This is a genomic window from Cupriavidus sp. KB_39, from assembly GCF_052114485.1.
Classification (GTDB): Bacteria; Pseudomonadota; Gammaproteobacteria; order Burkholderiales; family Burkholderiaceae; genus Cupriavidus.
This window is the reverse complement of the sequence record NZ_JBFREV010000020.1, coordinates 96,919-115,840: the sequence shown is the minus strand read 5'-3', so window position 1 is coordinate 115,840 and position 18,922 is coordinate 96,919. Positions and strand designations below refer to the sequence as shown.

Annotated in this window: 15 protein-coding genes and 1 pseudogene; 15 read left to right on the top strand and 1 reads right to left on the bottom strand. The window is 66.6% G+C overall.

Going from position 1 to position 18,922, the window contains the following annotated elements:
- Nucleotides 1-10: 10 nt before the first annotated feature.
- The 9 genes from ubiB (at nucleotide 11) to AB4Z27_RS16505 (ending at nucleotide 9,468) form a co-directional block, all read left to right on the top strand.
- Nucleotides 11-1,588 carry a ubiquinone biosynthesis regulatory protein kinase UbiB gene (ubiB, locus tag AB4Z27_RS16545; RefSeq protein ID WP_092291817.1) on the top strand — a complete coding sequence of 526 codons (1,578 nt, stop codon included), beginning with the start codon at nucleotides 11-13 and terminating at the stop codon, nucleotides 1,586-1,588.
- A gap of 16 nt (nucleotides 1,589-1,604) precedes the next feature.
- Nucleotides 1,605-2,219, top strand: a complete 615-nt coding sequence (locus tag AB4Z27_RS16540) for a methyltransferase domain-containing protein (protein ID WP_092291819.1) — start codon at nucleotides 1,605-1,607, stop codon at nucleotides 2,217-2,219.
- A 182-nt stretch (nucleotides 2,220-2,401) separates the two neighbouring features.
- Complete coding sequence (locus AB4Z27_RS16535) at nucleotides 2,402-3,838, top strand: sodium:solute symporter family protein (protein WP_441644839.1); 1,437 nt, start codon at nucleotides 2,402-2,404, stop codon at nucleotides 3,836-3,838.
- 243 nt (nucleotides 3,839-4,081) lie between these two features.
- Entirely contained in the window at nucleotides 4,082-4,432 is a 351-nt protein-coding gene (locus AB4Z27_RS16530) for an FmdB family zinc ribbon protein (protein WP_441644838.1), read from the top strand.
- A 17-nt stretch (nucleotides 4,433-4,449) separates the two neighbouring features.
- Entirely contained in the window at nucleotides 4,450-5,166 is a 717-nt protein-coding gene (locus AB4Z27_RS16525; RefSeq protein ID WP_092292141.1) for a DUF502 domain-containing protein, read from the top strand.
- A gap of 48 nt (nucleotides 5,167-5,214) precedes the next feature.
- The gene (aspS, locus tag AB4Z27_RS16520) at nucleotides 5,215-7,023 is read left to right on the top strand and encodes an aspartate--tRNA ligase (RefSeq protein ID WP_092291825.1); all 1,809 of its coding nucleotides are present in this window, start codon (nucleotides 5,215-5,217) and stop codon (nucleotides 7,021-7,023) included.
- A 251-nt stretch (nucleotides 7,024-7,274) separates the two neighbouring features.
- A complete protein-coding gene (locus AB4Z27_RS16515) occupies nucleotides 7,275-8,192 on the top strand; it encodes a hypothetical protein (RefSeq protein ID WP_092291827.1) in 918 nt (305 codons plus the stop codon).
- 47 nt (nucleotides 8,193-8,239) lie between these two features.
- Complete coding sequence (nudB, locus tag AB4Z27_RS16510) at nucleotides 8,240-8,713, top strand: dihydroneopterin triphosphate diphosphatase (protein WP_092291829.1); 474 nt, start codon at nucleotides 8,240-8,242, stop codon at nucleotides 8,711-8,713.
- Nucleotides 8,710-9,468: an endonuclease/exonuclease/phosphatase family protein gene (locus AB4Z27_RS16505; protein WP_177219860.1), complete on the top strand. Its 759-nt coding sequence runs from the start codon at nucleotides 8,710-8,712 to the stop codon at nucleotides 9,466-9,468. Before nudB ends, AB4Z27_RS16505 begins: the two co-directional genes overlap by 4 nt.
- Nucleotides 9,469-9,478: 10 nt before the next feature.
- On the opposite strand, the pseudogene AB4Z27_RS16500 reads toward AB4Z27_RS16505, so the two are convergent.
- Nucleotides 9,479-9,793 (bottom strand): annotated as a pseudogene (locus AB4Z27_RS16500) (molybdopterin-guanine dinucleotide biosynthesis protein B); the annotation flags it as partial.
- A 116-nt stretch (nucleotides 9,794-9,909) separates the two neighbouring features.
- Between AB4Z27_RS16500 and clsB the strand changes: the two are divergent.
- The 6 genes from clsB to AB4Z27_RS16470 all read left to right on the top strand — a co-directional run bounded on the left by clsB (nucleotide 9,910) and on the right by AB4Z27_RS16470 (nucleotide 18,913).
- Nucleotides 9,910-11,241, top strand: coding sequence for a cardiolipin synthase ClsB (gene clsB, locus AB4Z27_RS16495; RefSeq protein WP_441644837.1), 1,332 nt, complete (start codon nucleotides 9,910-9,912; stop codon nucleotides 11,239-11,241).
- Nucleotides 11,242-11,620: 379 nt separating this feature from the next.
- Nucleotides 11,621-12,211 (top strand): TetR/AcrR family transcriptional regulator, encoded by a 591-nt coding sequence (locus tag AB4Z27_RS16490; RefSeq protein ID WP_092291837.1) that lies wholly within the window; start codon nucleotides 11,621-11,623, stop codon nucleotides 12,209-12,211.
- Nucleotides 12,212-12,299: 88 nt separating this feature from the next.
- Entirely contained in the window at nucleotides 12,300-14,087 is a 1,788-nt protein-coding gene (locus tag AB4Z27_RS16485; RefSeq protein WP_092291839.1) for an acyl-CoA dehydrogenase C-terminal domain-containing protein, read from the top strand.
- A gap of 85 nt (nucleotides 14,088-14,172) precedes the next feature.
- Nucleotides 14,173-16,599, top strand: coding sequence for a 3-hydroxyacyl-CoA dehydrogenase/enoyl-CoA hydratase family protein (locus AB4Z27_RS16480; protein ID WP_441644836.1), 2,427 nt, complete (start codon nucleotides 14,173-14,175; stop codon nucleotides 16,597-16,599).
- A gap of 21 nt (nucleotides 16,600-16,620) precedes the next feature.
- Nucleotides 16,621-17,820 carry an acetyl-CoA C-acyltransferase gene (locus AB4Z27_RS16475; protein ID WP_092291843.1) on the top strand — a complete coding sequence of 400 codons (1,200 nt, stop codon included), beginning with the start codon at nucleotides 16,621-16,623 and terminating at the stop codon, nucleotides 17,818-17,820.
- Nucleotides 17,821-17,956: 136 nt separating this feature from the next.
- On the top strand, nucleotides 17,957-18,913 hold the full coding sequence (locus AB4Z27_RS16470; protein ID WP_092291845.1) for a DegV family protein: 957 nt from the start codon (nucleotides 17,957-17,959) through the stop codon (nucleotides 18,911-18,913).
- The last annotated feature ends 9 nt before the right edge of the window (nucleotides 18,914-18,922 follow it).

Here is an 18,922-nt window from a genome sequence, read left to right as displayed (position 1 = left end):
AAGAACCCGCATGACCCGCCTTCTGCGTCTCTGCAAGATCGTCTTTGTCATCCTGTATTACGGGCTCGATGAACTCGTGCTGTCCGGCTTCAAGAGCCGGCGCATCAAGCTGCTGGTGAAGGTCATCACCATCGGCCGCAAGCTCGAGCAGCCGCGCGGCGTGCGCCTGCGGATGGCGCTGACCACGCTCGGGCCGATCTTCGTCAAGTTCGGCCAGGTGTTGTCCACCCGCCGCGACCTGATGCCGCCCGACATCGCCGACGAACTGGCGATGCTCCAGGACCAGGTGCCGCCGTTCGACCCGGTGTTGGCCGTCAAGATCATCGAGAAGTCGCTCGGCCGGCCGCTTTCGGACTTGTTCGAGAATTTCGAGCACACGCCGGTGGCCAGCGCGTCCATCGCGCAGGTGCACTTCGCCACGCTGCGCGGCGGCCCGAACCATGGGCGTGAGGTGGCGGTGAAGGTGCTGCGGCCCGGCATGCTGCCCGTGATCGACAGCGACCTGGCCCTGATGCGCGACATGGCGACCTGGCTCGAGCGCGTCTGGGTGGATGGCCGCCGGCTCAAGCCGCGCGAGGTGGTGGCCGAGTTCGACAAGTACCTGCACGACGAACTCGACCTGATGATCGAGGCCGCCAACGCCAGCCAGTTGCGCCGCAACTTCATCGAGAGCGGGCTGCTGCTGGTGCCGGAAGTGTTCTGGGACTGGTGCACCAGCAACGTGTTCGTGATGGAGCGGATGCACGGCATCCCGATCTCGCGCATGGAGTCGCTGAAGGCGGCTGGCGTGGACATGCACCAGCTGGCCGAGGAGGGCGTGGAGATCTTCTTCACGCAGGTGTTCCGCGACGGCTTCTTCCACGCCGACATGCACCCCGGCAACATCCTCGTCTCGGTGCAGCCGGAGACGTTCGGGCGCTATATCGCGCTGGACTTCGGCATCGTCGGCGCGCTGTCCGAGTTCGACAAGAACTACCTCGCGCAGAACTTCATCGCATTTTTCCGACGCGACTACCACCGTGTGGCGCTGCTGCACGTGGAATCGGGCTGGGTGCCGGCCGAGACGCGCGTGGAGGAGCTGGAGTCCGCCGTGCGCGCCTGCTGCGAGCCGTACTTCGACAAACCGCTGCGCGAGATCTCGCTCGGCATGGTGCTGATGCGGCTGTTCCAGACCTCGCGGCGGTTCAACGTCGAGATCCAGCCGCAGCTGGTGCTGCTGCAGAAGACGCTGCTCAATATCGAGGGGCTGGGCCGGCAGCTCGACCCGGAACTCGACCTCTGGAAGACCGCCAAGCCGTTCCTCGAAAAGTGGATGTACGAGCAGGTGGGCTGGCAGGGCGCCTGGGAGCGGGTAAAGGTGGAGGCGCCGCAGTGGGCCAAGATGCTGCCTGACTTCCCGCGCCTGGCGCACCAGTTCCTGGAACGCCGCGCGCTGCAGAACAATGGCGAGCAGGAGCGGTTGCTGGCGCAGCTCGTGGTGGAGCAGCGGCGCACCAACCGTCGGCTGTCCACGGCGCTGATGCTGATCGGCGGCTTCCTGGCCGGCATCGTGCTGGTGCAGGCGCTGGCCTGGGCGGGCTACTGGTAAGCCTCGGACGCACGCCATGCCGAATCCCCCGAAACGCGAATTCGAGAGCCGCAACGCCGCCGACGCGGCGTTCTGGGACGAGCGCTTTGCGCGGCAATTCACGCCTTGGGACGCTCAGGGCGTGCCGGCCGAGTTCGAGGCGTTCGCTGCCGGATTGACGCCGTGCCCGACCCTGGTGCCGGGCTGTGGCAACGGCTGGGAGGCCGGCTGGCTCCACGCGCGCGGCTGGCCGGTGACGGCGATCGACTTCTCCGCCGAGGCGGTGGCGTCGGCGCGGCGGGCGCTCGGCGCCGCCGCCGTGGTGGTGCGGGAGGCCGATTTCTTCGCCTTCACGCCCGAGCCGCCCTGCCAACTGATCTACGAGCGCGCCTTCCTGTGCGCGCTGCCGCCGGCGCTGCGCCAGCCCTATGCCGACCGCGTAGCGGCACTGYTGCCACCGGGCGGATTGTTGGCCGGGTACTTCTATATAGGTGAGACGCGCGGCGGGCCCCCGTTCACCATGCCCCGCACCGAGCTGGACGGGCTGCTGGCGCCGGCCTTCGATCTGGTGGAGGACCGTCCGTCCGCCGCGCCGCTGCCGGTCTTCGCGGCCGGCCAGGAGCGCTGGCAGGTCTGGCGCCGGCGCGCCTGAAGCGAACCTGATCCGATCCAGATTCGACCCCGAGCCGTTTCCAAGTCGTCCATGCGGCGCTTCCCGCACCGGCGTGGGGAATTCGCCGCGCCCGGGGATTTTTTTTCGACCCGTCGGGTCTGCATCGCTATAATCCGCCGGCATTTCTCCGCAACTTCGGAAATCTGGGATAGGGCAGCGGCATGCTGATCTGGTTCGTCATCATCTATTGGGTTATCTCGGTCGGCATTGGGCTGTGGGCGGCGCTGCGCGTCAAGGGCACCGCCGACTTCGCCGTGGCCGGCCGCAGCCTGCCGTTCTACATCGTCACCGCCACGGTGTTCGCCACCTGGTTCGGCTCCGAAACCGTGCTCGGCATCCCGGCCGTGTTCCTCAAGGAGGGGCTCTCCGGCGTGGTGTCCGACCCGTTCGGCTCCTCGCTCTGCCTGATCCTGGTGGGCCTGTTCTTCGCCCGGCCGCTGTACCGGATGAACCTGCTGACCATCGGCGACTACTATCACAACCGCTACGGGCGCGTGGCCGAAGTGCTGACCACGCTATGTATCGTGGCGTCCTACCTCGGCTGGGTGGCGGCGCAGATCAAGGCGCTGGGGCTGGTGTTCTATACGGTGTCCGACGGCGCGCTGTCGCAGGACGCCGGCATGATGATCGGCGCGGCCAGCGTGCTGGTCTACACGCTGTTCGGCGGCATGTGGTCGGTGGCGGTGACCGATTTCATCCAGATGATCATCATCGTGATCGGCATGCTCTATATCGGCTACGAGGTCAGCGGGCAGGCCGGCGGCGTGGCGGCGGTGGTGTCGCACGCGGCGGCGGCCGGGAAGTTCGAGTTCTGGCCGTCGCTGGACCTGATCCAGATCATTGGCTTCGCGGCGGCGCTGTTCACGATGATGCTGGGCTCGATTCCGCAGCAGGACGTGTTCCAGCGCGTGACCTCGTCGCGTACCGAGAAGATTGCCGGGCGCGCCTCGGTGCTGGGCGGCGTGCTGTACTTCTTCTTCGCSTTCATCCCGATGTTCCTGGCCTATTCGGCCACGATGATCGATCCCGGCATGGTCGAGAGGTACATCAACTCGGATTCGCAGCTGATCCTGCCGCAGCTGATCCTGACCCATGCGCCGATGTTCGCGCAGGTGATGTTCTTCGGTGCGCTGCTGTCGGCCATCAAGAGCTGCGCGTCGGCCACGCTGCTGGCGCCGTCCGTGACGTTCGCTGAGAACATCATGCGGCCGTACTTCCGCCRTCTGACCGACAAGCAGTTCCTGCGCGTGATGCAGGCCGTGGTGCTGGTCTTCACGACGCTGGTGACGCTGTTCGCGCTGAATTCGCACCTGTCGATCTTCCACATGGTGGAAAACGCATACAAGGTGACGCTGGTGTCGTCCTTCGTGCCGCTGGCGTTCGGGCTGTTCTGGAAGCCGGCCACGCGACAGGGCGGGCTGGCCGCCATCCTGATGGGGCTGGCATCCTGGCTGACCTGCGAGGTGGCCTTCGCCGACGCCGCCGTGCCGCCGCAGATGGTGGGGCTGATGTTCTCGATCAGCGGCATGGTGTTCGGCTCGCTGCTGCCGCAATGGATCAGCGAGCGACCGGGCGTCAAGGAAGTGCATATTGCGTAACTTCCAAGCCTGAAACCGGGTCCGGCACCCCGGCGGCGCCGGTAAAACGGGCCSCAGGCGCCTCATRGGCKACCTGAGGCGCCCGGAATGGCCTCTTTTCCCGGCRGTGGACCGGCCGCCGACAGTTTATAATCCGAGGCTTTGCATCGCCGTGCGGGTGTTTTTCCGCGAATTGCCATTGCAAATGGCCTCCGGCGCTGCCACCTGTTGTTCCCAATCCAGATTTCCGCGAAAAGAACCATCATGCCGATCTATGCCTACCGTTGCGACGCCTGCGGCCACGGGCGCGATGTGCTGCAGAAAATGAGCGATGCCCCGCTCACGGACTGCCCATCCTGCGGCGCTGCCGGGTCCTTCAAGAAACAACTGACCGCCGCCGGCTTCCAGCTCAAGGGCTCGGGCTGGTACGTCACGGACTTCCGTGGCGGCAACAGCGGCAACAAGGGCGCCAGCGCGCCAGCGGCTACGGGCGGTGCGGCGGCATCGGCCCCGGCGGCCTCGGGCGGTGACTCGTCTGGTTCGTCGGCTTCGTCGTCGTCCACGTCCACGTCTTCGACGCCTTCCGCCCCGGCGGGCGGCAGCGCCAGCGCCTGACCCTCATGGCCAAAACCGTGGTTGCCAAGAAAACCTCCGCCCTCAAGACCTGGTTCCTGACCGGGCTGCTCGTGCTGGTGCCGCTCGGCATCACGCTGTGGGTGCTCAATTTGATCATCGGCACGATGGACCAGAGCATGGCCYTGCTGCCGGTGGCGTGGCAGCCCGAGAACCTGTTCGGGCGCCGCATTCCAGGTCTTGGCGCCATCCTGACGCTGCTGTTCATCCTGCTGGTGGGCGTGCTCGCGCACAACTTCATCGGCCAACGGCTGGTGCGCTGGTGGGAAATGCTGCTCGGCCGCATTCCCGTGGTGGGCCCCATCTACACCAGCGTGAAGCAGGTCTCGGACACGCTGCTGTCGTCGTCCGGCAACGCATTCCGCAAGGCGCTGCTGGTGCAGTATCCGCGCGAGGGGTCGTGGACCATCGCGTTTCTGACCGGCCGGCCCGGCGGAGACGTGCAGAATCACCTCCAGGGCGAATACGTCAGCGTCTACGTGCCGACCACGCCGAATCCGACCTCGGGCTTCTTCCTGATGATGCCCAAGGCCGACACCATCGAACTCGACATGACCGTCGACGCCGCGCTCAAGTACATCGTCTCGATGGGCGTCGTGGCGCCGACGGAGCTGCCCCGCAAGTCCGGCACGTCGGGCCGTCCGGCGGATGCGGCCGAGGCCGCGGACACCGCTGAAGAGGCGGTTGCGGTCGCCGACTCGAACTCTACTCATTGAATTGCGCGCGGGCCGCCTCGCGGCCGCGCATTACCGGGAATTTCTCCTATGTCCTCCATGCGTACTCACTACTGCGGTCTGGTGACCGAACAACTGATCGGCCAGGAAGTGGCCCTGACCGGCTGGGTACAGCGCCGGCGTGACCACGGCGGCGTGATCTTCGTCGATCTGCGAGACCGCGAGGGCCTGGTGCAGGTGGTTTGCGATCCGGATCGCCCGGAGATGTTCAAGGCCGCCGAAGAGATCCGCAACGAGTTCTGCATCCGCATCACTGGCAAGGTGCGTCCGCGCCCGGCCGGCACGGAGAACGCCAACCTGACCTCGGGCAAGATCGAGGTGCTGTGCCATGAGCTGAGCGTGCTGAACCCGTCGGTCACGCCCCCGTTCCAGCTGGACGACGACAACCTGTCGGAAACCACCCGCCTGACGCACCGCGTGCTGGACCTGCGCCGCCCGCAGATGCAGTACAACCTGCGCCTGCGCTACAAGGTGGCCATGGAAGTGCGCAAGTACCTGGACGCCCAGGGCTTCATCGACATCGAAACGCCGATGCTGGGCAAGAGCACGCCGGAAGGCGCGCGCGACTACCTGGTGCCGTCGCGCACGAACCCGGGCCATTTCTTCGCGCTGCCGCAATCGCCACAGATCTTCAAGCAGATGCTGATGGTCTCGGGCTTCGACCGCTACTACCAGATCACCAAGTGCTTCCGCGACGAGGACCTGCGCGCTGAYCGCCAGCCCGAATTCACGCAGATCGACTGCGAGACGTCGTTCCTGACCGAGCAGGAGATCCGCGACCTGTTCGAGGACATGATGCGCACCGTGTTCAAGAACGCCATCAACGTGGACCTGGACGCCGCGTTCCCGGTGATGGAGTACCGCGAGGCCATGGCCCGCTTCGGCTCGGACAAGCCGGACCTGCGCGTGAAGCTCGAATTCACCGAGCTGACCGACGTGATGAAGGACGTCGACTTCAAGGTGTTCTCGGGCCCGGCCAACAGCGACAACGGTCGCGTGGTGGGTCTGCGCGTGCCGGGCGGCGGTTCGATCTCGCGTGGCGAAATCGACGCCTACACCCAGTTCGTCGGCATCTACGGCGCCAAGGGYCTGGCCTGGATCAAGGTCAACGAAGTGGCCAAGGGCCGCGACGGCCTGCAATCGCCGATCGTCAAGAACCTGCATGACGCCGCGATTGCCGAGATCCTGAAGCGCACCGGCGCCCAGGACGGCGACATCATCTTCTTCGGCGCCGACAAGGCCAAGGTCGTGAACGACGCCATCGGCGGCCTGCGCCTGAAGATCGGCCATTCCGAATTCGGCAAGTCCAGCGGCCTGTTCGAGGACGTGTGGAAGCCGCTGTGGGTGATCGACTTCCCGATGTTCGAGTACGACGAGGAAGACGCGCGCTGGGTGGCCATGCACCACCCGTTCACGAGCCCGAAGGACGAGCACCTGCAGTACCTGGAAACCGATCCGGGCAAGTGCATCGCCAAGGCGTACGACATGGTGCTGAACGGCTGGGAAATGGGCGGCGGTTCGGTCCGTATCTACCGCGAGGACGTGCAGAGCAAGGTGTTCCGCGCGCTGAAGATCGGCGAGGAAGAGGCACGGGCCAAGTTCGGCTACCTGCTGGATGCGCTGCAATACGGCGCGCCGCCGCACGGCGGACTGGCATTCGGCCTCGACCGTATCGTGACGATGATGGCCGGCGCCGATTCGATCCGCGACGTGATCGCCTTCCCGAAGACCCAGCGTGCACAGGATCTGCTGACGCAGGCCCCGTCGGCGGTGGACGAGAAGCAGCTGCGGGAACTGCATATTCGGCTGCGGGCGCAGGAGGCCAAGACTACGGTTTGAGTTTTTTGACCGGGGTGTTGATGAGGGGTGCCAGCCTTGGGGTGGTGCCCCTTTTGTTTTTGGGGTGGTGATTGTGGGCAACGGCCACCATCGCAACAACAGAAACAACCGCGGCCGAACGAACCCATTAGCACCAAATCCGCCAACAATCTCGTTTCCATTTGTTACGAATAGGAACGAAGCCTCCCGCAACAATGTCTCCCTAGGTTGAAAAACCCATAATCAACCGCGCCGTCTGGGAGGACGAATCTGTGAACCTCGATATCGAACAAATCCGCCAGTTCCTGCAGGCGCATGCGGAGACCATCCTGACGTGGCTGGTGGCCGGCCTGGTGATGATGTTGCTGGCGAAATTCGAGCTGCGCCGCGCGGTGCGCAAGTCGGCGCAGGCGATGTCCGAGTCAGTGGCGACCACGGTGGCCGCGTGCGTGCCCGACATCGCCCATGCGGCGCAAACGGCGCATCCCGTGGCTGTGGATCCCGATGGCGCCGAGCCTGTCACTGCCCAGCGCGCAGATGCGCTGCGTCGCCTGTCGCTCGATACCGTGGCGACCGTCATGGCTCGTGGGCGATGGCTTGAGGATGTCGGCAACCTGCGTCTGGCCGAGGACGCGCTACTGACCGGCCGGCGTGCCGGTGGCGCGGACCCGCTGCTGGTCGTCGCCCCGCAACCGGTCGTGCAGGCCTACCTGACCGCTCAGCGTACGTTCGAGGATGAAGCCGCCCGGCTCCAGACCCATCGCCGCGAGGCGCTGACGCTTCAGGAGGCGCTCCAGGCGCTAGTGGCGGAAGCCGCCCATGTCGAACAGGAAACCGCCAGCATCGTGATGCGCTTCGAGCAGGTCAACGCCCAGGCCGCGCAAGGCGTGGAAGCGGGCGATTACCAGCGCTTCCTGATCCAGAAGTACAACCAGCTGGGTCAGCGCGAGAAGGACATTGGGCAGGAACGTGCCGAGCTGGCCGCGCAACTGCGCGAGAGCACCGATGCGTTGGCCGAGCATGCCCACGTGGCCTCGCAGCGCTACACGCAGGCGCTGGCGCCGCTGATGCAGCAACTGCGTTCTGCGTGGGGCCATGGCGATTCGCCGGACGTCTTCGAGACCTGGCTGCGCCACGCCAAGCCGGAAGACGGGATGCCGGCACCTGCCGCCGATCGCTCGGCGGCCTGAGCGGAGGGGTTTGCGCTATCCTTGGGTTTGTCCTTCCAACGCGCCCCATGCCCTACAAGATTCCCGAATCGGTGCTGGTTGTCATCTACACGCCAGACCTGCAAGTCCTGCTGATCGAGCGCGCCGACCGGCCCGGCTTCTGGCAGTCGGTCACCGGCAGCCTGGACGCCGAGGACGARCCGCTGCCAGTGACCGCCGCCCGCGAGGTGGCCGAGGAAACCGGCATCATCGCCAGCGCGCATAGCCTGACCGACTGGCAACACACCATCACGTACGACATCTACCCCCAGTGGCGCCACCGCTACGCGCCCGGGGTGGCACGCAACACCGAGCACTGGTTCGGGCTGTGCGTGCCCGCACCTCTTAATGTGACGCTGGCGCCRCGTGARCAYCTGCGCTACGCGTGGCTGCCCTGGCAGGAAGCCGCCGAGCGCTGCTTTTCCAGCAGCAATGCGGAAGCGGTGCGCCAGCTGGCCTGGCGGGCGGCGGCGGGGCTCGACGTCACCTCGGGAGCGGCATGATGAAGCTGCGCGTGGTCACGTACAACATCCACAAGGGCGTGAAGGGGTTCAGCGGGAAGCCGCGCATCCAGAATGTACGCACCGGCCTGCAGACCATGAACGCGGACATCGTCTTCCTGCAGGAAGTCCAGGACCGCAACGACCGGCTGGTCGCCGCCGAGTTGTTCGACCCTGACCACACCCAGCTCAACTATCTGGCCACCGACGCCTATCCGCATTCGGTCTACGGCCGCAACGCGGTCTACGATCACGGCCATCACGGCAACGCGATCCTGTCCCGGCATCCGATCCTGATGTCGGAAAATCTCGATATCTCCGATCACCGCTTCGAGCAGCGCGGCCTGTTGCACGCGGTGGCGGACATCAACGGCGTGGAGGCGCACCTGATCTGCGTGCATTTCGGCTTGTTCGCGCGCAGCCGGGCGCGGCAGGCGAGCGCGCTGGTGGAGCGTGTGCGCGCCGTGGTGCCGGCCGATGCGCCGCTGGTCATCGCCGGCGATTTCAACGACTGGAACCATCGGCTGGACGCCCAGATCTGCAACACGCTCAACGCGGTGGAGTCGGCGCACGCCAAGAGCGGGCGTATCCACACGTTTCCGAGCCATATGCCGTGGTGGCAGCTGGATCGGATCTACGTACGGGGATTCGAGATCGAGCGCACCCAGGCGCTGACCGGCCGCGAATGGGCCGAGCGTTCGGACCATGTGCCGCTGGTGGCGGAGCTGGCCCGCCGGGTGGCGATTCCCGAGGCGTAGTGCCCCGGGGTTACAGGCTGATGAGGGCGGTGCGGATCCAGTGGTAGATGGCGTCTGGATCGGCGAGGTCGAGTACCGGCAGCGCCGTTTGCGTGGCAACTTCGGCCGGCGCGTCGGTCGCCACGGCGACCACGCCGGGTACGTCGCGCCAGAGCGGCGGCTTGCCGTGGGCGGGCCGATAGACCTCGAGCTTGGGGAAATCGCTCCATTTATAGCCTTCGACCAGCACCAGGTCGGTCTCGGGCGGCAGCACGGCCAGCGCCTCGCTGATCTCGGGCGACGGCTTCGATTCCGGGTAGTGGCGCATCAGCGTCAGGTGACGCGCCCGGCGATGCCGAATACCTTCACAATTCTTTCCGTTTTCCGCCACACAATGGCCCGACAATAGCAGAGTTGGCCAGGGCGATGTGCAGGAGCCGCCCGTTATCCGATAATCAAGCCATGTCACGGATCTACGACCGGGTCGACCGCCCCACACCTGCCTCGACGCCCCAGGCTCCGGCGCCGCCCATTCCCCCCAAGGCAGCGCCGGCTGGCGCCGCCCTTCGCACGCCGCTGCTGCGCTGGGGCCGCCGGCGCGGCAATCCGGTGCCCGGCAATGCCGTGGAACTGCTGCGCAATGGCGAAACCTTCTTCCCCGCCCTGATCGCCGCCATCGGCGCGGCCACCCGCCACGTCGTGCTGGAGACCTATATCTATGCCGATGATGGGGTAGGCCAGCGCGTCAGCGAGGCGCTGATCGCTGCAGCGCAGCGAGGCGTGGACGTACGGCTGGTGGTCGATGGCTTCGGCGCCGGCGACATGCCCGAAGCCCTGCAACAGCGCCTCCGGGCCGGCGGGGTGAAGCTCGAGATCTACCGGCCACTGCGCGGCTTCAAGTTCGCGCGCCGGCATCTGCGCCGGCTCCACCGCAAGATGGCCGTGATCGACGACAGCGTGGCGTTCGTCGGCGGCATCAATATCATCGACGATCACAACCACGGCCCGCTCGATCTGCCCGAGCTCGGCCCGCGCTACGACTTCGCGGTGCGCGTGTCCGGGCCCCTGGTGGCGCAGATCGCGCTGGCGTCGGCGCGGCTCTGGTTCCGCATCGCCCAGCGCCGCGGCCTGCGCGAGACCGCCGAGGCCTTCGCCGAGGTGGAGACGCTGACCACGGCCGCCCGCCAGGCGCGGCGCAACGTGCAGCCGGGCGGCGTGCCGGCCGCGTTGCTGCTGCGCGACAACCTGCGCAACCGCCGSACGATCGAGCGCGAGTACCTCTACGCGCTGGGCGCGGCGCGGCACGAYGTGATCCTCGCCAACGCCTACTTCCTGCCGGGCCACAAGATGCGCCGCGCGCTGCTGGCCTGCCGCGAGCGCGGCGTGCGGGTGCGGCTGCTGCTCCAGGGGGTGGTCGAGTACCGGCTCCAGCATTTCGCCACGCACGCGCTCTACGCCACGCTGCTCGAGGCGGGCGTGGAGATCTACGAATACGAGGCGAGCTTCCTGCACGCGAAGGTCGCCGTGGTCGACGATACCTGGGCRACGGTCGGCTCGAGCAATATGGACCCGTTCAGCCTGCTGCTGGCGCGCGAGGCCAACGTGGCCGTCTACGACACCCACTTCGCGAACGACCTGCGCGGGCACCTGGAACGGGCCATGGCGCAGCGCAGCGCGCGCGTGGTGCCGGAGGCGCACGCGGGCCTGCCGCGCCTGCGGCGGTTTGCCAACTGGGCGGCCTACTATGTGTTGCGCGTCGGCGTCGTCATCGCCGGGGTGACGGGGCGGTACTGAATGCCTCGACGCATGGCCGCGCGCGTGGCGTTACCATGCTGCCCTGCCGCACGCGCCATCCCGCGCGCGCTGGTGCCGKGCGGTTTTAAGCCGTTGCTGCAATGCGTGGTCAACGCAGGGCCSGCACCGTCTGTTTAGAAACCCCGGTCTAATTAATTGCTTGATGCCAAACGGCCTCGCCAGAATAATCTGAACGACCGTTCTTTTTTGGCTTAGACTGCGTGCATTCGCGACTTGCCACGGCTTTACGGCAGCCGCAATGCCAGGTTCAAAGCAAAGTCAGGTCATAGGCAGCGCCCGGGAAGTGCGCTGCGAGAACGGAGAGAACACCATGCGACACCAGTCAGTCCGTCTTGAATCCGCCGCCGCACCCGCGCCCTTGCGCAAGGGTGAGATGACGCGCGTGGCGATTCTCGATGCCGCACTGGAATTGTCGTCCCGCGACGGGCTGGAAGGGCTGACCATCGGCCTCCTCGCGGAACGCATGCAGATGAGCAAGAGCGGCGTATTCGCGCATTTCGGTTCGCGCGAGGACCTGCAGGTGGAAGTGGTGCGCGAGTATCACCGCCGGTTCGAGCAGGAGGTGTTCTACCCCTCGCTGCACGAGCCACGCGGTCTGCCGCGCCTGTGGTCGATGGTGCGGCGCTGGATGGAAAAGCGCATCCAGGAAGTGACCACGGGCTGCATCTACATCAGCGGGGCGGTCGAGTACGACGATCGCGCGGAAAGCCCGGTGCGTGACGAGCTGGTCAAGAGCGTCACGATCTGGCGGGCCGCGCTGATGCGCGCGATCGACCAGGCCAAGGAAGAGGGGCACCTGCGCGCGGACTGCGATCCGCGCACGATGCTGTTCGAGATGTACAGCCTTGAACTAGGCTTGCATCACGACGCCCGTTTCCTGCGCCTGCCGGACAGCGCCGAACTTGCCATGGTCGCGCTCAACAAACTGATTCAGTCTTACCGAACCTGACGCCGCCCCCGGCAACGGTCTCGCCCCCTCCCTGCAGGCGGCGCGGCGCGTGCGTGTGGCGGCATCGCAAACCTCCAAGGAGTTTTTGATGGGCCAGTACACCGCACCGTTGCGCGACATGCAGTTCGTGCTCCATGAACTGCTCGGCGCAGAAGCCGAACTCAAGGCGATGCCGACGCACGCCGACATCGACGCGGACACCATCAACCAGGTTATCGAGGAAGCCGGCAAGTTCTGCGCCGACGTGGTCTTCCCGCTGAACCAGCCCGGCGACCGCGAGGGCTGCACCTACGAGGGCGACGGCGTGGTCCGCGCGCCCAAGGGCTTCAAGGAGGCCTACCAGCAGTACGTCGAAGCCGGCTGGCCGGCGCTGGCCTGCGACCCCGAGTTCGGCGGCCAGGGCCTGCCCATCATCATCAACAACGCGCTGTACGAGATGCTGAACTCGGCCGGCCAGGCGTGGACGATGTACCCGGGCCTCTCGCACGGCGCCTATGAGGCGCTGCATGCCCACGGCACGCCGGAGCTGAAGCAGACCTACGTGCCCAAGCTGGTGTCCGGCGTGTGGACCGGCACGATGTGCCTGACCGAGCCGCATTGCGGCACCGACCTCGGCATGCTGCGCAGCAAGGCCGAGCCGCAGGCCGATGGCTCCTACCTGATCTCGGGCACGAAGATCTTCATCTCGGCCGGCGAGCACGACCTGGCCGAGAACATCATTCACCTGGTGCTGGCCCGCCTGCCGGACGCCCCGCAAGGCACCAAGGGCATCTCGCTGTTCGTGGTACCGAAGTTCATCCCCGATGCCAGCGGCAACCCGGGCGAGCGCAACGGCATCAAGTGCGGCTCCATCGAACACAAGATGGGCATCCACGGCAACGCCACCTGCGTGATGAACCTGGACGGCGCGCGGGGCTGGCTCGTGGGCGAGGCGAACAAGGGCCTGAACGCGATGTTCGTGATGATGAACGCCGCGCGCCTGGGCGTGGGCGCCCAGGGCCTGGGCCTGACCGAGGTGGCGTACCAGAACTCGCTGGCCTACGCCAAGGACCGTCTGCAGATGCGCGCGCTGACCGGCCCGAAGGCGCCGGAGAAGCCGGCCGATCCGATCATCGTGCACCCGGACGTGCGCCGCATGCTGCTGACGCAGAAGGCCTACGTCGAAGGCGGCCGCGCGTTCAGCTACTGGACCGCGCTGCAGATCGACCGCGAGCTGTCGCACCCCGACGCCGCCGTGCGCAAGGAAGCCGGCGACCTCGTGGCGCTGCTGACGCCGGTGATCAAGGCCTTCCTGACCGACAACGCGTTCACCTCGACCAACGAGGGCATGCAGGTGTTCGGCGGCCACGGCTACATCGCCGAATGGGGCATGGAGCAGTACGTGCGCGACGCCCGCATCAACATGATCTACGAAGGCACCAACACGATCCAGGCGCTGGACCTGCTGGGCCGCAAGATCCTGGGCGACATGGGCGCCAAGCTGAAGGCGTTCGGCAAAATCGTGCAGGACTTCGTCGAGGAAGAGGGCACCAACGAGGCGATGCAGGAGTTCGTCAACCCGCTGGCCGACATCGGCGACAAGGTGCAGAAGCTGACCATGGAAATCGGCATGAAGGCCATGGGCAACCCGGACGAAGTGGGCGCGGCCGCCGTGCCGTACCTGCGCGTGGTGGGGCACCTGGTGTTCTCGTACTTCTGGGCCCGCATGGCCAAGCTCGCGCTCGAGAAGGAGGGCAGCGGCGACAAGTTCTACACCAGCAAGCTGGCCACGGCGCGGTTCTACTTCGCCAAGCTGCTGCCGGAAACCGCCGCGGAGATCCGCAAGGCGCGCGCCGGCTCGGCCACGCTGATGGCGCTGGACGCCGACCTGTTCTGATTTGCCGGCAGGCGCGCGCGGCCATCCGCCGCCGCGCCTGCCCGTACCTCACATCCTCTCAACGCTCACAGACTGAGGAGCGCGCATGTCCAATTTCATCGTCAAGAAAGTCGCCGTGCTGGGTGCCGGCGTCATGGGGGCGCAGATTGCCGCCCACCTGGTCAACGCCCGCGTGCCCGTGGTGCTGTTCGACCTGCCCGCCAAGGAAGGCCCCAAGAACGGCATCGCCCTGCGCGCCATCGAGAACCTGAAGAAGCTCTCGCCCGCGCCGCTCGGCATCAAGGACGAGGCCGGCCTGATCCGCGCCGCCAACTACGAGGACGACATCGCCCTGCTGGGCGAGTGCGACGTGGTGATCGAGGCCATCGCCGAGCGCATGGACTGGAAGCACGACCTCTACAAGAAGGTGGCCCCGCACCTCGCCCCGCATGCGATCTTCGCGACCAATACCTCGGGGCTGTCGATCACCGCGCTGTCGGATGGCTTCGACGCTGGCCTGAAGGCCCGCTTCTGTGGCGTGCACTTCTTCAACCCGCCGCGCTACATGCACCTGGTGGAGCTGATTCCGACGGCCACCACGCAGCCCGAGATCCTCGACCGCCTGGAAGCCTTCCTGACCACCACGCTCGGCAAGGGCGTGGTGCGCGCCAAGGACACGCCGAACTTCATCGCCAACCGCGTCGGCATTTTCTCGATCCTGGCCGTGTTCGCCGAGGCCGAGAAGTTCGGCATTCCGTTCGATGTCGTCGATGACCTGACCGGTTCCAAGCTGGGCCGCGCCAAGTCCGCCACGTTCCGCACCGCCGATGTGGTGGGCCTGGACACCATGGCGCACGTGATCAAGACGATGCAGGACAACCTGACCAACGACCCGTTCGCACCGGTCTACCAGACGCCGRCCGTGCTGAAGGGGCTGGTCGATGCGGGCGCGCTGGGCCAGAAGACMGGCGCCGGCTTCTACAAGAAGGAAGGCAAGGCGATCAAGGTGCTGGACGCCAAGACCGGCCAGTACGTGGAGTCGGGCAAGAAGGCCGACGAGATCGTGGTCCGCATGCTCAAGAAGGAGCCGGCGGAGCGCATCAAGCTGCTGCGCGAATCGACCAACCCGCAGGCGCAGTTCCTGTGGAGCGTCTTCCGCGACGTGTTCCACTACATCGCCGTCTACCTCGAACAGATCGCCGGTTCGGCGGCGGACGTGGACCTCGCCATCCGCTGGGGCTTCGGCTGGAACTCGGGCCCGTTCGAAGACTGGCAGGCCGCCGGCTGGAAGCAGGTGGCCGAGTGGGTCAAGGAAGATGTCGATGCAGGCAAGGCGCTGTCGAACGCCGCGTTGCCCGCCTGGGTGTTCAGCGGTGCCGTGGCCGAGAACCAGGGCGTGCATAGCGCCAAGGGTTCGTGGTCGCCGGCGACCAGTTCGTTCGTCCAGCGCGCCGAACTGCCGGTGTACCAGCGCCAGGTGTTCCGCGCAGCGCTGCGCGGCACCGACGCGGCCGATCCGCGCACGGCTGGCAAGACTGTCGAAGAGAACGATGCCGTGCGCATCTGGACCAGCGCCGGCGCCGACGACGTGCTGGTGGTGTCCTTCAAGAGCAAGATGAACACGATCGGGCCGGATGTCATCGACGGCCTGACGCGCGCCATCGACCTGGCCGAAGCCGGCTACAAGGGCCTGGTGGTGTGGCAGCCGACCTCGCTGCAACTGGGCGCGCCCGGCGGTCCGTTCTCGGCCGGCGCCAACCTCGAAGCTGCCATGCCCGCGTTCATGATGGGCGGCGCCAAGGGCATCGAGCCGTTCGTCAAGAAGTTCCAGGACGGCATGATGCGCGTGAAGTATTCGGCCGTGCCGGTGGTGGCGGCGGCGTCGGGCATCGCGCTCGGCGGTGGCTGCGAGCTGATGCTCCATTCGGCCAAGCGTGTGGCCGCGCTCGAAACCTACATCGGCCTCGTCGAAGTGGGCGTGGGCCTGGTCCCGGCCGGTGGCGGCCTCAAGGAGGCGGCACTGGCTGCCGCGCGCGCGGCGCAGGCGGCGGGCAGCACCAACTACCTGCAATTCCTGACCAACCGCTTCCAGGCGGCGGCGATGGCGAAGGTGTCCACCTCGGCGCTCGATGCGCAGCAGATTGGCTATCTGCAACCGACTGACACCATCGTCTTCAACGTCCACGAACTGCTGTACGTGGCGCAGAGCGAAGTGCGCGCGCTGGCCAACGCCGGCTACCGCGCCCCGGTGCCCGGCGCGCTGGTGCCGGTGGCGGGCCGCTCGGGCATCGCCACCATCCAGGCGTCGCTGGTCAACATGCGCGACGGCAACTTTATCTCGGCCCACGATTTCCTGATCGCCACGCGTATCGCCGAGGCCGTGTGCGGCGGCGACGTGGAAGCCGGCTCGCTGGTCAGCGAGGACTGGCTGCTGGCGCTGGAGCGCCGCGCGTTCATCGAGCTGCTCGGCACGGGCAAGACGCAGGAGCGCATCATGGGCATGCTGCAGACCGGCAAGCCGGTGCGCAACTAACAGGCCAGAATAGGAACCGACATCATGAAACAACTGCAAGACGCCTACATCGTCGCGGCCACCCGTTCGCCCATCGGCAAGGCCCCCAAGGGCGCGTTCCGGAACACCCGGCCTGACGACCTGCTCGCCATGATCCTGCGCGCTGCCGTGGCGCAGGTGCCCAATCTCGATCCGGCGCTGATCGAAGACGCCATCGTGGGCTGCGCCATCCCCGAAGCCCAGCAGGGCCTGAACGTGGCGCGCATCGGCGCGCTGCTCTCGGGCCTGCCAAACACCGTGGGCGGCATCACCGTGAACCGCTTCTGCGCCTCGGGCGTGTCGGCCGTGGCGATGGCCGCGGACCGCATCCGCGTGGGCGAGTCGGACGTGATGATCGCCGCCGGCGTGGAATCGATGAGCATGGTGCCGATGATGGGCAACACGCCGTCGATGTCGCCGTCGATCTTCACGCGCGATGAGAACGTCGGCATCGCCTACGGCATGGGCCTGACCGCCGAGAAGGTGGCGACCCAGTGGCAGGTCAGCCGCGAGGATCAGGACGCGTTCTCGCTGGCGTCGCACCAGAAGGCGATGGCCGCGCAGCAGGCCGGGGAGTTCGCCGACGAAATTACCCCAATCGAGGTAACCGAGAAGTTCCCGGACCTCGCCACTGGTCAGGTCGGCGTCAAGACGCGTACTATCTCGCTGGACGAGGGTCCGCGCCCCGACACGTCGCTGGAAGGCCTGGCCAAGCTGCGYCCGGTGTTCGCCAACAAGGGCAGCGTGACGGCCGGCAAYAGTTCGCAGACGTCGGACGGCGCCGGCGCGCTGATCCTKGTCTCGGAAAAGATCCTCAAGCAGTTCAATCTCGTGCCGCTGGCCCGCTTCGTGTCGTTCGCGGTGCGCGGCGTGCCGCCCGAGATCATGGGGATTGGTCCGAAGGAAGCGATTCCGGCCGCGCTGAAGGCTGCGGGGCTGACGCAGGACCAGATCGACTGGATCGAACTGAACGAGGCCTTCGCCGCGCAGTCGCTGGCGGTGATGCGTGACCTGGCGCTGGACCCGGCCAAGGTCAACCGGATGGGCGGCGCGATTGCGCTGGGCCACCCGCTCGGTGCCACGGGCGCGATCCGCTCGGCCACCGTGGTGCACGCGCTGCGTCGCCACAACCTCAAATACGGCATGGTGACCATGTGCGTCGGCACGGGCATGGGCGCCGCCGGTATCTTCGAGCGCGTTTAAACGCGCCAGGGGCAGCGCGCCACSGGGACAGCCCGGCGGGTGGGCTGTCCCGAACCCTCTGATCAGGTGAAGAACGTAGTGCGATGGAACGGAGAAGCCACACACTGAAACGCTTGATACGGAGGAACACAATAATATGCAGGAGACAGCTATTCTGGCCGACGCGGCATGCGACATGCCGCGCGCAATGATGGACGCGCTGGGCGTCCATACCATCCCTTTCCGGATTCGCGCTGGCGACCGCTTCGTGGTCGACACCCGCGACGAAGCCGCGCTGCCCGACCTGTACCAGCAGTACCTGGTCGGCAAGCAGGACCACTACGCCGAATCGATCCCCCTGCTCGAACGCGAGCTGGAAGACCATCTGCTCAAGCATGTGGTGGCCGGCTGCGACCGTGCCATCCTGCTGACGATTGCCAGCACGCGCAGCAAGTTCTACGCGAACGCCACCGGCGCCGTGGTCGGCACCGTGGCGCGCAGCTTCAAGCTGCGCAAGGACGCCGGGCGCAGCGGCCTGTTCGACCTGACCGTGATCGACACCGGCGCCATCGGCCCGGGCCAGGCGCTGATCGTGCGCGAGGTGGCCCGCATGCTGGGCCACGGCGGTGACGCCGCGGCGATCTCCCATGCSGTGGAGACCCGCCTGCGCGACGCCGCCCACATGATCATGGTGCCGAACGAGCTGCTCTATATGTATACGCGCGCCAAGCAGAAGGGCGAGAACAGCATCACCTGGGGCCGCTACATGCTGGGCAATGCGTTCAACATCCGCCCGATCATCCGCATGCACCAGGGCGAGACCGAGGCGATTGCCAAGGCGCGCGGACAGGAGGACGGCATCCGCCGGCTGCTGGCTCATGCCGAGAGCTGCGTGCGGGCCGGCTGCCTGCTGACGCCGGACATCTCGGTGGCCTATGCCGGCAATATCGACGAAGTGCGCGCGTGGCCCGCGTGGCAGTCGCTGGCCGCCACGGCCGAGCGCGCCGGCGTGGAGCTGATGCTGGCCCCGATGAGCCTGACCGTGGCGCTGAACATCGGCGCCGGCGCGTTCAGCATCGGTTACCTTTCCGAAGTGCCGCCACCGTTCGTATGAGCGGCATCC